Here is a 12,644-nt window from a genome sequence, read left to right on the forward strand (position 1 = left end):
GTGGCCGGGCGAAGATGTCTTCGCCCGGCCACAACTGTTTCTCATGGCTGCTTATCCACAGGCTTGTGCACACATGTGGATTGAATTCCACGCATGTAATTCCACGGCCTTCCGAGACCGTTCCCGACGTTACGCAGGCAAAACGTGCGATGCGAGTTCGAGCACCAACGCGTCGTCCACCGGCCTGCCGCAGTCGGCGAGCCAGTTCGCGAGCATGCGGTGCCCGCCTTCGGTGAGGATGGACTCCGGGTGGAATTGCACGCCCTGCATCGGGAGCTCGCGGTGGGCGACGCCCATGATCACACCGCTCTCGCTCCGCGCCGTCACCGCCAACGACTCGGGCAACGTGTCCTCTTGGATCGAAAGGGAGTGGTAGCGAGTGGCGGTGAACCCTTGCGGGAGTCCGGCGAAGACGCCGCTGTCGGTATGCGTGATCTTGCTGGTCTTGCCGTGCAGCAGCTCGGGGGCGCGGCCGACGACGCCGCCGAAGGCGACGCCGATCGCCTGATGCCCGAGGCACACCCCGAGCAACGGCTTCGCCTGCCGGGCGGCGGCGAGCACCACGGGGATGCTCGCTCCGGCCTTCTCCGGCGAGCTGGGCCCGGGGCTGACGAGGACCCCGTCGTACTCGGCGATGGCCGCGTCCGGGTCGGCGAGCCGGGGGTCGTCGTTGCGCCACACCGACACTTCCGCCTCAAGCTGGCGCAGGTACTGCACGAGGTTGAAGACGAAGCTGTCGTAGTTGTCGACGACGAGAACACGGGCTGCCATGAGCCTATTGTACGTGCTCAGCATGGGGAAAAAACCTCAGAGATTCTGCCCAGGCCCCCGAGGATTCAGATGGATGAGACGTAAGGCGGCAGGCGACGACGCGTACATAGAAGCGAGGAACGAGCACGGTGCGCGAGGAGCCGACAACGCAGCAGATCGCCATCTGAGGCTCGGGCGTGGGTTAGTGCCACTTCATGGTCATGAGGAGGCCTGCGACCATGAGGCCGAAGCCGATGGCGAAGTTCCACACCTCGAGCTCGGCCATCCATTTCAAAGCGGGGACGTCGGCGGCGGCCACGTAGTACACCACGAGCCAGATGAGCCCGGCGATCATGAGGCCGAGCATGAGCGCCACGTACCACGTGCTGGACGGAGCGGTGCGGACCTGGCCCGCGCCGAGGGCGCCAGGATTGATCGTGAAGTCAGTCTTCTTCCGGACCTTGGACTTCGGCATGATCGTCTCCTTGTGTCACATGTCTTCTGGGCGGGCCGCGAGGCTTGACCCGCGACCAATGGGGCTTTCTCCCGCTCGTTCCACGAGGGAGCAGCGATAACGCGCTCCGCCTGGGGCTCTTCCCCACCATGCCGCTTCACGAGGGCGAATCGATGATAGCAGGCGGCGGACGGGGCGCGGTCGCCCCGCGCTCAGCGCCCCGGACGCTCGAATGGCAGAACTGTACAAGCTCTAGTAACCTAGGTATCTATTCGATATCGATAAGGTGTATTCAAAGATATGAATACTTCAATCGATCCGCCTGCGGATGTGAGGAAAACGGGATGCTCTGGTCGAAAAAGCGGTCTGCGGCCAATGCGTTGGCGGCCTGTCTCGGCGCCTGGGGAGCTCTCGTGTCCTCGACCGGCACGGCGTACGCCGACACGACGGTGGACTTGCCGGACGACTCGATCACGCAGACCTTGCCGGACGGGACGGTGGTGACGCTGTCGGTGCGGGACCAGTACGCGATTATTTCGCCCGCGATGGTGGCGGTGCAGACCAGCCGCAACATGTGGGCGAACGGGACGGTCCGGGTGGACGTCGAGGGAGACATCGTCGAGGGCCGCATCACCCCCGGCTACATCGTCGGCTGCCAGTTCACCTTCGGAGCCCAGGCAGGCGGCCAGTTCAACGGCGGAGCCTCCAGTCCCGGCACCGACCTGAACGCGGGCGTCGGGATCAGCGCGTTGAGCGCCATCGGCAGCGCGGCGGGCTCGATCACGTCGCCGCAAAGCATCCCCGCGGCCATCTTGAACGGGGCGCAGGGAGTGGGCAACGCCGTGGTGCCCGCCCTCCAGCCGTACCTGCCGGAGGGCGCCATCGGGTTCTCGATCGGCCCGGGGCAGTCGGCGAGCGTCAACATGCTCAGCATCGAGGAGCCGGACGACTACGGCAACCAGTCCTTCGACAACTACTTCGTGTTCGGGGGCAACCACGGCGGCATCACCTACACGGACGTGACGTTCCAAGTGGACGGCTGCGCGGGCTACGCCCAGGCGCGCGCGTTCACAAAAGTCCGCGTGAAGAATTCGACGACCATGGCCTGGGTGACCATCTGGGGACCCCCCTTCAGCATCGGATAGGGTCCCCCTGGGGCGAACGACGGGACTTGAACCCGCGACCACCTGAACCACAATCAGGTGCTCTACCAACTGAGCTACGCCCGCCACGCCGCGTCTACGACGCGAGCTAGGACAGCATACTAGGCAAGCGGGGAAGCCGCAATTTGATAGAAGCATTGCGCACAATTCATTTTGCGTTACGATGATCGAGAACGGCCTTCAACGTCGAGGGCCCGACCTCAGGAGGTTGCTATGCGACTCATCCGTCTCTTCCAAATTCTGGTCGCCGCGCTCGCTCTGACAACGGGCTTCGCCGCAGTTTCCGCGCCAGCCCGCGCCGACGCCCCCGAACAGCTCCAGTTCTCCGCCACCACATTGGACGGGCGGGACATCGCCGGAGCGAGCTACGCGGGCAAACCCGCCGTGTTCTGGTTCTGGGCGCCGTGGTGCCCGTTCTGCAACCAAGAAGGCCCCTTCGTCGGCAAGGTGGCCGCCCAGCATCCGGGCGTGCCGTTCGTCGGCGTGGCCTCGCGCAGCGACGCGGGCGCGATGAACGACTTCGTGAACAAGTACGGCCTCGACTTCCCGCAGATCGACGACTCCAGCGGCGAGATCTGGGGCAAGTTCGGCGTCACCTGGCAGCCCGCGTTCGCCTTCGTCTCGTCGAGCGGCAACGTGGACATGGTGAAATTCGGCGACCTGCTGACCGAGGACCAGCTCAACGACCGCGTGGCCGCGCTGCACTAGCTCAGAGCTCGCCCCACGGGGTCTTGATCGGGCCGGCGCCCTTTCTCGGCTCCGGCAGCCCGTCGAGCAAACCGGCGAGCAGCTCCTCGTAATCGGCGTGCAGCAGCTGGCTCGCCAATGTCGCCTCGAGCGGGTGCACCACGGCGTGGCGGTCCGGGTCGTTCTTGTCCACGACCCGCACCGCGTGCGGGCCCGACTCCTCGAAGACCGTTTGCGGATGCTGGCCCTTGGCGTACCAACCGTCGAGCACGCTCGGCTTTTCGAGGCTGGCGCGCAATCGGTCGCCGTAGTGGACGAGGCAGTATTTGCCCGCGACATCGAACCCCGAGAACGAGGGCCCCGGCAGCAGCTCGCCCTGCACCTTGCGCAGCAGCACAAGGCTCTTCTCGCGGACCCGGAGCAGCTCGGGAATGCTCGGGCTGTTGAACACGACCGTGCCGACCGGGCCGACGCCCGCGCGGACGAATCCGGCTCCGCCGCCGCGCTGCTGCGCGGCGGTGAGCACCGCGCCCATCGAGCCGAGGAATTCGCCGAGGTCGCGCAGCAGCGCACCGGTGTCCGGGTGGCTGAGCTTTTCGGCTTCCCCTGCGGCCTCGCCGTCCTTGCCGTCTTTTCTGGCCTTGCCCGCGCCCGCGTGCCGGTGCTCGACGATCTTCGGCAACGGGCCGAAGGCGTGGAGCTGCTCCTCGGTGAACTTCCGGGCGACCGTCTCCCAGATCTCCTTGTAGCTCGCGGCCATGATGTGCGCGATCTCGGCATTCGTGTCCTGGTCGTCGGGGTCGACCGGGTAGGTGATGTTCGGGGCGCTTTTGACGTAGAGCTGCTGGACCCTTTTGTTGTTGGGCCCCGTCTTGTCGTTGGACATCCCGACGTCCGAGGACGGGGGCCGGTGGATCCACTGCTGGTAGTGCTCGTAGCCGTCTTCTTCGTCGAGCATGCCGCTGAGCAGGTCGAACCAAACGCATTTCCCGGCGAGCGGGAAGGCGGAGAAACTGCGGGCGGTCTCCTCGTCGTCGCCCTCGGTCCAGACTTCGTCGACCGAGTCGCCTGTGACCAGCGCGAGCTTCACATCGCCGCTGGTGAAACCCACCCTGCCCGCCCAATCGACCGCAGGGGCGCCAGGACCGCGCGCGGCCATGCCGAAGTAGGCGATGAACTCGCCAATGTCCTTCAGCAGGGCGTCCACGTCGTCGCAGGGGAGCATTCCGCTGATCCTATAGGAAGATCAAGAAGTCAACGTCTCTGACGCTGGTTCGCGCTCGGCGAGGACCGCGTGGTGCCGGGCGTACGTGAAATACACGACGACCGCGATCGTCATCCAGATCCCGAACATGCTGTAGGTCAGCCATCCGTGGTCGGAATCGGCCAGTGTGTACATCAAATAGAAGCAGGCTCCGATCGAGGCGACCGGGAGCGCGGGATAGAACGGGACTTGGAAGCTGTCCTGGTCCCCTTGGCGGCGCCTGCGCAGAATGATGACGGTCCCGGACACCACCGCGAAGGCGACCAAGGTCCCCAGGCTCACGAAGTCCGCGAGGATGTCGAGGGGCACCAGGCCCGTCAGCACGGCGACGAAGACCGCGACGATGACGGTGCCGCCGATCGGGGTCCGCGTCCTCGGGTTGACGTTGGAGAAGATCTTCGGCACCAGCCCGTCGCTCGACATCGAGTGCAGCACACGGGTCTGGCCGTACAGCGTCACGAGGGTGACCGAGAAGATCGAGATCACGGCGGCGGCGGAGAGCAGGGCGGACGTCCAGGTCCACCCCGTCACCTCGTGCAGGATCACGGCGAGCGGGGCGTTCTCGTTCGGATCGAATTGGCTCGCCCGCCGCGCCCCGATCGCGGCGAGCGCCACCAGCAGGTAGATGCCGGTGACGATGGCCAGCGCCAGGATCAACGCCTTTGGCAGCGCTTTGCGCGGGTTCTCCACCTCTTCGGCCGCCGTGGACACCGCGTCCATGCCGATATAGCTGAAGAAGACCATGCCCGCCGCGGTCCCGATCCCTGCGACGCCGTGCGGGGCGAAGGGATGCAGATTCGAGGCGTGGAAGCCGAGGAACGCGATGGCGGCGAAGAAGAGCAGGACCGTGAGCTTGATCGCGGTCATGATCGCGTTCGTCCGCGCCGATTCGGAGGTGCCTTTGATCAGCAGCAGGGCGCAGAGCCCGACCAGCACGACGGCGGGCAGGTTCACGCCGAAGCCCTGCCCCGCCGCCGGGGCGTGGCTCATCCAGTCCGGGAGGTTGACCAGGCCCAAGTCGCTCAGAAGCTGGTTCAAATAGCCGCTCCACCCCGAGGCGACGGCGGCGGTGGAGACGGAATACTCCAGCAGGAGGCACCAGCCCACCAAATAGGCGGCGATCTCGCCGAGGCTCGCATAGGTGTAGCTGTAGCTCGACCCCGCCAGCGGGATCTTGGAGGAGACCTCCGCGTAGCAGAGCGCGGTGAGCCCCGCCGTGACGCCCGCGATCACGAAGGAGATGAGCACGCCGGGCCCAGCGGCAGGCACGACCTGCGAGAACGTCACGAAGATGCCGGTCCCCACCGTGCAGGCGATGCCGATCGCGGCGAGCTGCCAAATCGACAACGTGCGTTTGAGGCCGACGCCGTGCCCGTCGCCCGGAGCGCCCCCGTCGAGGGGCACCATGATGTCGACGGGCGGCTTCAGGCGGAACATGGTGTCGCTGAGGTTGCCGAAACGGCCGGAATAAGCCATGCCATAGCTAAGCACAGGCGAAAAGTTTCTGCGCGGCATGCGCCGAAACCAGCACAGCGGACTCGCCCTTGTGCCCTGCCCCACCACGGACTAGAATTTTGTTATGCCTGTGCCTCCCGCCTCCACATTCGCCCGTCTGGCCCAATTCATCGCCATCGACAAGCCCGCCGAGCGGTCGTCGCGCACGATCGCCGAAGTGTTCACGGGCAAGGAGCTCGGCCAGGTCCCGATCGGGACCGCGGAGGACGTCGAGACCGCCCTCGCCCGCGCCCGCGTCGCCCAGAAGGAGTGGGCGAAGACCTCGCTGCAGTCCCGCGCGGCGATTCTGCGCCGGTTCCAGACGCTCGTCTTCGAGAGGCTCGACGACCTGGCGGACATCGTCCAGGCGGAGACGGGCAAGGCCCGCCCGAGCGCGGCCGAGGAGATCCTGTTCGTGGCGACGGCCGCAGGCTGGTACGCGGCGCACGGCCCGAAGATCCTCAAGGAGAAGCGCGTGCAGCCCGGCTTCCCGCTCCTGATGGACGCGAAGGTCCGGCACCTGCCCAAGGGAGTGGTCGGCGTGATCTCGCCGTGGAACTACCCGATGGCGCTGTCGGTCCAGGACGCGAACCCCGCGTGGCTCGCGGGCAACGCGGTGATCATGAAGCCGGACAGCCAGACCCCCTTCTCCACGCTCGCGCTGACCGAGCTGCTGTACGAGGCGGGCCTGCCTCGCGACGTGCTGCAGACCCTGCCCGGATCCGGCCAGGTGGTGGGCAACCTGCTCGCCGAGAACGTCGACTACCTCATGTTCACCGGCTCCACCGCCACCGGCAAGAGCCTCGCCGAGCTGTGCGGCCGCAGGCTCATCGGCTTCTCCGGCGAGCTCGGCGGCAAGAACCCCATGATCGTGACCGCCACGGCGAACATCCGCCGCGCGGCGCTCGGCGCCACTCGGGCGTGTTTCGCGAACTCCGGCCAGCTCTGCATCTCCATCGAGCGCATCTACGTGCAAGAGCAGGTGTTCGAGCAGTTCACGAACGAGTTCGTCGCCCAGACCAAGGCGATGCGCCTCGCGCCGGGCTACGAGGCCGACATCGACATGGGCTCGCTCATCTCCGAGGGCCAGCTCAAGACGGTGGACAACCACGTCACCGACGCGGTCAGCAAGGGCGCGACCGTCCGCTTCGGCGGCAAGGCGCGGCCCGACCTCGGGCCGTGCTTCTACGAGCCGACCATCCTCACCGGCGTGACCGAGAGCATGACCCTCCACAAGGAGGAGACGTTCGGCCCGGTCGTGAGCATCTACCCGGTCAAGACGGTGGACGAGGCCATCGAGCGGGCGAACGACACCCGCTACGGCCTCAACTCCAGCGTTTGGGCGGGCACCTGGCGCGAAGGCCAGGAGATCGGCCGTCAGATCTACTCGGGCTCGGTGAACGTGAACGAGGGATTCGGCGCGTGGGCCTCGCACGAGGCCCCGTGCGGCGGCACCCGCGAGTCCGGCGTCGGCAGGCGGAACGGGGCCGAGGGCCTGCTCAAGTACACCGAGACGCAGGGTCTCGTGACGCAGCAGTTCGTCAGCCTCTCCGGCGAGCGCTGGTTCCCGGTCACGCTGCTGCGCCGCCTCATCCCGCCGCTGCTGAAAGTCCTGCGCCTCTTCCCTGGCCGTTAAGCACGGGCTGGCCGTTCAGCACGGGCTGGCCGTTCAGCACGGGCTGGCCGGAGCCCGCGAGTCACGGCAGCCACGAGACGTGGCCGTGCAGGAGCGGGTAGCCGACGAACGCCACGGAGTCGATGAGCGTGTGCGCGACGACGAGCGGGACAAGCCGTCCCCAGCGAAGCCATGCCCAGCCGAAGAGCAGGCCCATGGCCACGTTGCCGAGCCCTGCGGGCACGCCTTGGTACAGGTGGTAGCACCCTCGCAGGAGCGCGCTCGCGCACAGCGCGGCGCACGGCGAGACACGGAGCTGGCGCAGCCGTGTGACGAGGTAGCCCACCACCACCACTTCCTCGGCGAGGCCGTTGGCGAAGGCGAGCAGCACGAGCTCCGGAGCACGCCACCACGGGTAGCCCTGCGCCGGGGCGACCGTCGGAGCGAGGCCGAACCGGTGCGCGAGGAGATACAGCACGAGACCGGGCACGCCGATGAGCGCGGCGAGGCCCGCGCCCGAGCCGAGGTCGCGCGCGGCGCCGCGCGAACGCTCCCAGCGCAGCCCGATCCGGTCGAGGGCTTCCAGCAGGCTCGGGGCCGCCGCGTCCCTGGCCAGCAGCACGAGCGCCAGTCCAGCGAAGGCGGCGAGATGCGCCGCGTACACCAGATCCCGGCCGATGTCGAGGACCGCGATATGCAGCGCCGGGGCGTTCAGCGTCACCCGCTGCGCCCCGATGCCGCCCGCCGAGAGGCTGGCGTCCGCAAGGCTGAGGACGGCGGAGAGCGCGCTGGCTCCGAACGTGACCAGCAAGACCACGGCCAGCTCGACCCGGAGCGGCTTTTCGCGAACCCGCTCCGGTCCTGCTCGCCGCGCGTCCTCGATATGACCCATGCCGGGTACCATACCGCGCAGACCTGCATGAATGCGCCGCTGATAGGATCACGGGCATGAACGACAGGGCGCACAGCGGCCAGCGGCCAGCCGCGTGGCGGGAGGGCTGGGCCGAGGGGCCCGGCGCTCCTTTCGCCGATCGTCCTGCGCCCGGCGGCGAGGACGTGGACTACCGGACGCTCACCTATGAGACGACCGGACGGATCGCTCGGATCGTCTTCAACCGGCCCGAGCGGGGCAACGCCATCACCCCCGACACCCCCGTCGAGCTCGCCCACGCGGTGGAGCGCGCCGACCTCGACCCCGCCGTCCACGTCGTCCTCCTCTCCGGTCGCGGCAAGGGCTTCTGCGGCGGCTACGACCTCGACATGTTCGCGGAGAACGCAGGCGCGGAGAACGCCGGCGCGGGCGCCGCGCCGGGCTTCGACCGGACCGGGACCGCGCTGGACCCGGTCGCGCAGGCGATCAACCACAATCCGTGGGGCACGTGGGACCCGATGCTCGACTACGCGATGATGAGCCGCTTCAACCGGGGTTTCGCCAGCCTGCTGCACGCGAACAAGCCCGTCGTCGCCAAACTCCACGGGTTCTGCGTCGCCGGCGGCACCGACATCGCCTTGTACGCGGATCAGATCATCTGCGCCTCCGACACGAAGATCGGCTACCCCCCCACCCGAGTCTGGGGCGTCCCAGCGGCAGGCATGTGGGCGCACCGCCTCGGGGACCAGCGCGCCAAGCGGCTGCTGCTGACCGGCGACTGCATCAGCGGCAAACAGGCCGAACAGTGGGGGCTCGCGATCGAGGCCCCCGAGCCGGACCAGTTGGACGAACGCGCCGAGGACCTCGTGGAGCGGATCGCCAAATTGCCGATCAATCAGCTCATGATGGTCAAGCTCGCGCTCAACAGCGCGCTCCTCGCCCAAGGCACGGCGACCTCGACCATGATCTCCACCGTCTTCGACGGAGTCTCCCGGCACACCCGCGAGGGCTACGCGTTCCAGCTGCGCTCGATGACAGCGGGGTTCCGCGAGGCAGTTCGCGAGCGCGACGAGCCGTTCCACGACCACAAGCGCGCGCAATTCGCCGAAGGCGACGACAAGCAATGACCATCGCGTATTTCGGGCCTTCTGGGACGTTCACCGAGGCGGCGCTGCATGATTTCGTCGAGCGCGGACTCGTCCCCGAGACGGATCTGCTCCCCCTCGGCAGCCAGCAGGACGTCATCGACGCGGTGCGGCGAGGAACGGCCAGCCACGGTTGCGTGCCGATCGAGAGCACCGTGGACGGCTCCGTCGCGCCGACGCTCGACGGGCTGGTGGCGGGCACTCCTGTGCAGGTCCTCGCCGAAACCCAGCTCGTGGTGAGTTTCTCCGTGCTCCTCGCCCCGGGGGCAGACCCGGACAATGTCGCCACGGTCGCCGCATACCCGGTGGCAGCCGCGCAAGTGCGGTCCTGGCTCGCAGGCCGCTGGCCCGACGCGTCCGTCGTCCCCGCAGGGTCGAACTCCGCCGCCGCCTTGGACGCGGCAGCGGGCCGGGCCGACGCGGCGGTCACGACCCCGATCATGGCGCAACGCCTGATCCGCGAAGGTCTCGACCTGCGCGTGGCCGGGAGCGAGGTCGCGGACTACCCCGGGGCGAAAACCCGGTTCGTCTTGGTCGGCGAGCCCCGCGCCCCGCTCCCCCGCACCGGGTCGGACCGGACCGCCGTGGCGCTGCGCTTGGCCCACTCGCCGGGCTCGCTCGCCAACGCGATGAACCAGCTCGCGTTGCGCGACCTCGACTTGATCCGTATCGAGTCGCGGCCCACCCGCAATCAACCTGAGCCGTATTGGTTCTTCCTGGACTTCGTCGGCCATTTGGACGACCCGGTCGTCGCCGAGGCGCTGAAGTCGCTCCGCCAGCATTCCACCGAGGTCTTCTACCTCGGCTCCTGGTCATGCGAGTCTTTCGGCGGAACGCCAGGGCGCCCCATCGGGGTTCCGCCCCCGTCGGACGAGGCCGCCAGAGCCTGGGTGGATAGCCTGAGTTCACTGAGATGTCACACACAGGACTGAAGAAGTCATACAAAATTCAGCGCTGCGCCCTTGCCTGGACCGTTAGGAAACTGTAATATTTCGAACCGCCGGAAAGTGATTTTCGGCTTCCAGACCAGCCCCATGCGTCAGCATCTTCCAAGGAGCCGTGGTGCCATTGACGCTCTGCGCATACACAGCGTTCTCGTTCCGCGAGAGCTGTAGCCCGCGAGCCAACGACATACTCGCCTGAACATCCGAAATCGGGGGCTCAATATCTCCCGACTGACTTGTCAACGCCACCACGCAGAATCCGAGGCGGAGGGAAACTCGCCTCGCACAACACCTTTTGGAGTATTTTCATGTCCCTTTCGAGTCAAAACCACGACTCTTCGTCGCTGATCAAGGCCGCGAAGGCTCGTCCCGCCCTCGTCGGCGGCGCCGCGGGCGTCCTGTCGGCCATCACCGCCCTGACCGTCGGCCTCGCCTCCTTCACCGAGGCGGGCGGCGCTCAGGCCCTGCACGCCAACACGGCGCTCCCGTCCACCGCCACGCTCCCGGTCTTCGGCAGCGACAAGGGCGCGAACAGCCGCTCGTTCCAGTTCGTCGACCAGAGCAGCGGCGGCGGGTCGGCCTCCGGCGGCGGGTCGAGCTCGGGCGGGTCCTCTTCCGGCTCCACCGGCGGCGGCTCGTCTTCGAGCGGCTCCAGCGGCTCGGCCTCCGGCTCCACCGGCGGCAGCTCGTCGTCGAGCGGCTCTGGCTCCACCGGCGCGGGTTCGACCTCCGGCACCAGCGGCTCCGCCTCCACCGGCGCGGGCAGCACCAGCGGCTCGACCTCCACGGGTTCGACCTCCGGCACCAGCGGCTCCGCCTCGACCGGCGCGGGCAGCACCAGCGGCTCCACCTCCGGCACCAGCGGCTCCACCTCGACCGGCGCGGGCAGCACCAGCGGCTCCGCCTCCACCGGCGCGGGTTCGACCTCCGGCACCAGCGGCTCCGCCTCGACCGGCGCGGGCAGCACCAGCGGCTCGACCTCCGGCACCTCCACGGGTTCCACCTCCGGCACCAGCAGCCCGAGCACCGCAGGCACCACCTCGACCGGCACCACCGGCACGACTTCGACCGGCACCACCTCGACCGGCACGACTTCGACCGGCACGACTTCCGGCACGAGCACGAGCGGTTCCACGGGCTCGACCACAGGCGGCACCTCCGCCTTCGGCGGCAGCTCTTCCGGCAGCGGCGTGAGCGCTGCTGAGAGCGCGGCTGGCGGCGCTGCTTCCGTCGGCTCGACTGCTGGCACCACCAGCCCGAGCACCACCGGCACCACCTCCACTGGCACCACCAGCCCGAGCACCACCGGCACCACCTCCACTGGCACCACCAGCCCGAGCACCACCGGCACCACCACCGCTGGCACCACCAGCCCGAGCACCACCGGCACCACCACCGCTGGCACCACCAGCCCGAGCACGTCCAGCACCACTGCTGGCACGAGCGCAACGACCGGCGCGGACCCGTTCGGCCTCGGACAGGCCGTCCACACCACGGTGAACACCGCGGCCACCGGGGCCCAGCTCGGCACCGCCATCGGCAACATCGGCGGCGCCCTGGTCAACCTGACCGGGCCCGCTGGAACAGTCGGCGGCGCGATCGGCGGCGCGATCGGCGGCGCGGTCGGCGGCTTCTACGGCACCATCGGCACCACGATTTCTGGCGCGCAGGCTGGTTTCGCGGCAGGCGGCCCGCTCGGCGCGGTCGCTGGCGGCGCCATCGGCCTTGGCCTCGGACTCGGCGTCACGGCGGTCGGCACGGCGGTCGGAGCCTTCAACGGCCTCACCAAGAGCACTGTCGGCGGCACTGGCACCGCGCTTGGCGCTCCGGCAGGCACGACCAGCGCGTTCGGTCTCGACGCCGCGGTGAAGAACACCGCGACCGCCGGAGTCGCGGGCGGCAAGCTCGGCACCCAGCTCGGCCTCAGCGGCATCGTCTCCATCCCGGTCAACACGCTCGGCGGCATCGTCTCCGGAGCCACCGCAGGCGCTCAGAACGGCGGGACGGTCGGCGCGAACATCGGCACCGCGACCGGCCTCGGCGCGCTCGGCGGCGCCATCGGCACTGCCCTCGGCAGCGGCATCGGCCTGGTGGCGGGTGGAGCCCTCGGCGGTTTCAACGCGGCTGACGGCACGACGATCGGCACCACCTTCGGCACCGTCTAGCACGAAGCGTATGTTTGTGGCCGCAGTCCAATGGACTGCGGCCACAAACATGCCGGAGCCCTCGACCACAACATCAAGAGAACATCCCAGCC

12 protein-coding genes and 1 tRNA gene are annotated in these 12,644 nt (G+C 68.2%); 6 read left to right on the forward strand and 7 right to left on the reverse strand.

Annotated features, from left to right (window positions below; all coding sequences use genetic code 11):
- Positions 1 to 129: 129 nt before the first annotated feature.
- Positions 130 to 771 carry an aminodeoxychorismate/anthranilate synthase component II gene (locus ACRC20_RS02375; RefSeq protein ID WP_438684737.1) on the reverse strand — a complete coding sequence of 214 codons (642 nt, stop codon included), beginning with the start codon at positions 769 to 771 and terminating at the stop codon, positions 130 to 132.
- Positions 772 to 952: 181 nt separating this feature from the next.
- The gene (crgA, locus tag ACRC20_RS02380) at positions 953 to 1,225 is read right to left on the reverse strand and encodes a cell division protein CrgA (RefSeq protein WP_438684738.1); all 273 of its coding nucleotides are present in this window, start codon (positions 1,223 to 1,225) and stop codon (positions 953 to 955) included.
- 323 nt (positions 1,226 to 1,548) lie between these two features.
- Here crgA and ACRC20_RS02385 point away from each other — a divergent pair, with 323 nt between their 5' ends.
- Positions 1,549 to 2,349 carry an MspA family porin gene (locus ACRC20_RS02385; protein WP_438684739.1) on the forward strand — a complete coding sequence of 267 codons (801 nt, stop codon included), beginning with the start codon at positions 1,549 to 1,551 and terminating at the stop codon, positions 2,347 to 2,349.
- Positions 2,350 to 2,357: 8 nt separating this feature from the next.
- On the opposite strand, the gene ACRC20_RS02390 is transcribed toward ACRC20_RS02385, so the two are convergent.
- Positions 2,358 to 2,433, reverse strand: a tRNA-His gene (locus ACRC20_RS02390).
- A 147-nt stretch (positions 2,434 to 2,580) separates the two neighbouring features.
- Here ACRC20_RS02390 and ACRC20_RS02395 point away from each other — a divergent pair.
- On the forward strand, positions 2,581 to 3,075 hold the full coding sequence (locus tag ACRC20_RS02395) for a redoxin family protein (RefSeq protein WP_438684740.1): 495 nt from the start codon (positions 2,581 to 2,583) through the stop codon (positions 3,073 to 3,075).
- Between the two features lies 1 nt (position 3,076).
- On the opposite strand, the gene ACRC20_RS02400 is transcribed toward ACRC20_RS02395, so the two are convergent.
- Positions 3,077 to 4,279, reverse strand: coding sequence for a hypothetical protein (locus ACRC20_RS02400; RefSeq protein WP_438684741.1), 1,203 nt, complete (start codon positions 4,277 to 4,279; stop codon positions 3,077 to 3,079).
- Positions 4,280 to 4,300: 21 nt separating this feature from the next.
- On the reverse strand, positions 4,301 to 5,755 hold the full coding sequence (locus tag ACRC20_RS02405; RefSeq protein WP_438684778.1) for an APC family permease: 1,455 nt from the start codon (positions 5,753 to 5,755) through the stop codon (positions 4,301 to 4,303).
- Between the two features lie 142 nt (positions 5,756 to 5,897).
- Here ACRC20_RS02405 and ACRC20_RS02410 point away from each other — a divergent pair, with 142 nt between their 5' ends.
- The gene (locus ACRC20_RS02410) at positions 5,898 to 7,448 is read left to right on the forward strand and encodes a succinic semialdehyde dehydrogenase (RefSeq protein WP_438684742.1); all 1,551 of its coding nucleotides are present in this window, start codon (positions 5,898 to 5,900) and stop codon (positions 7,446 to 7,448) included.
- 61 nt (positions 7,449 to 7,509) lie between these two features.
- Here the strand turns inward: ACRC20_RS02410 and ACRC20_RS02415 are convergent, their stop codons facing one another.
- Positions 7,510 to 8,319 carry a CPBP family intramembrane glutamic endopeptidase gene (locus ACRC20_RS02415; RefSeq protein ID WP_438684743.1) on the reverse strand — a complete coding sequence of 270 codons (810 nt, stop codon included), beginning with the start codon at positions 8,317 to 8,319 and terminating at the stop codon, positions 7,510 to 7,512.
- A gap of 56 nt (positions 8,320 to 8,375) precedes the next feature.
- Between ACRC20_RS02415 and ACRC20_RS02420 the strand changes: the two genes are divergently transcribed.
- Entirely contained in the window at positions 8,376 to 9,425 is a 1,050-nt protein-coding gene (locus ACRC20_RS02420; RefSeq protein ID WP_438684744.1) for a crotonase/enoyl-CoA hydratase family protein, read from the forward strand.
- Positions 9,422 to 10,375, forward strand: coding sequence for a prephenate dehydratase (pheA, locus tag ACRC20_RS02425; RefSeq protein WP_438684745.1), 954 nt, complete (start codon positions 9,422 to 9,424; stop codon positions 10,373 to 10,375). Before ACRC20_RS02420 ends, pheA begins: the two co-directional genes overlap by 4 nt.
- 469 nt (positions 10,376 to 10,844) lie before the next feature.
- On the opposite strand, the gene ACRC20_RS02430 is transcribed toward pheA, so the two are convergent.
- The gene (locus tag ACRC20_RS02430; RefSeq protein WP_438684746.1) at positions 10,845 to 11,924 is read right to left on the reverse strand and encodes a hypothetical protein; all 1,080 of its coding nucleotides are present in this window, start codon (positions 11,922 to 11,924) and stop codon (positions 10,845 to 10,847) included.
- Between ACRC20_RS02430 and ACRC20_RS02435 the strand changes: the two genes are divergently transcribed.
- Complete coding sequence (locus ACRC20_RS02435) at positions 11,884 to 12,552, forward strand: hypothetical protein (protein ID WP_438684747.1); 669 nt, start codon at positions 11,884 to 11,886, stop codon at positions 12,550 to 12,552. The two genes, ACRC20_RS02430 and ACRC20_RS02435, sit on opposite strands and share 41 nt — an antisense overlap.
- Positions 12,553 to 12,644: the final 92 nt, after the last annotated feature.

Origin of the sequence: Segniliparus sp. (assembly GCF_051660745.1) — a bacterium.
Classification (GTDB): Bacteria; Actinomycetota; Actinomycetes; order Mycobacteriales; family Mycobacteriaceae; genus Segniliparus.

Excerpts from the sequence above, each read along its gene's own strand:
- ACRC20_RS02400 (WP_438684741.1), bottom strand. The coding sequence starts at position 4,279 with ATGCTCCCCTGCGACGACGTGGACGCCCTGCTGAAGGACATTGGCGAG.
- ACRC20_RS02395 (WP_438684740.1), top strand. The coding sequence starts at position 2,581 with ATGCGACTCATCCGTCTCTTCCAAATTCTGGTCGCCGCGCTCGCTCTG.
- ACRC20_RS02415 (WP_438684743.1), bottom strand. The coding sequence starts at position 8,319 with ATGGGTCATATCGAGGACGCGCGGCGAGCAGGACCGGAGCGGGTTCGC.
- ACRC20_RS02420 (WP_438684744.1), top strand. The coding sequence starts at position 8,376 with ATGAACGACAGGGCGCACAGCGGCCAGCGGCCAGCCGCGTGGCGGGAG.
- pheA (WP_438684745.1), top strand. The coding sequence starts at position 9,422 with ATGACCATCGCGTATTTCGGGCCTTCTGGGACGTTCACCGAGGCGGCG.
- ACRC20_RS02385 (WP_438684739.1), top strand. The coding sequence starts at position 1,549 with ATGCTCTGGTCGAAAAAGCGGTCTGCGGCCAATGCGTTGGCGGCCTGT.
- ACRC20_RS02375 (WP_438684737.1), bottom strand. The coding sequence starts at position 771 with ATGGCAGCCCGTGTTCTCGTCGTCGACAACTACGACAGCTTCGTCTTC.
- ACRC20_RS02410 (WP_438684742.1), top strand. The coding sequence starts at position 5,898 with ATGCCTGTGCCTCCCGCCTCCACATTCGCCCGTCTGGCCCAATTCATC.
- crgA (WP_438684738.1), bottom strand. The coding sequence starts at position 1,225 with ATGCCGAAGTCCAAGGTCCGGAAGAAGACTGACTTCACGATCAATCCT.
- ACRC20_RS02405 (WP_438684778.1), bottom strand. The coding sequence starts at position 5,755 with ATGTTCCGCCTGAAGCCGCCCGTCGACATCATGGTGCCCCTCGACGGG.
- ACRC20_RS02430 (WP_438684746.1), bottom strand. The coding sequence starts at position 11,924 with ATGGCGGTGCCGAGCTGGGCCCCGGTGGCCGCGGTGTTCACCGTGGTG.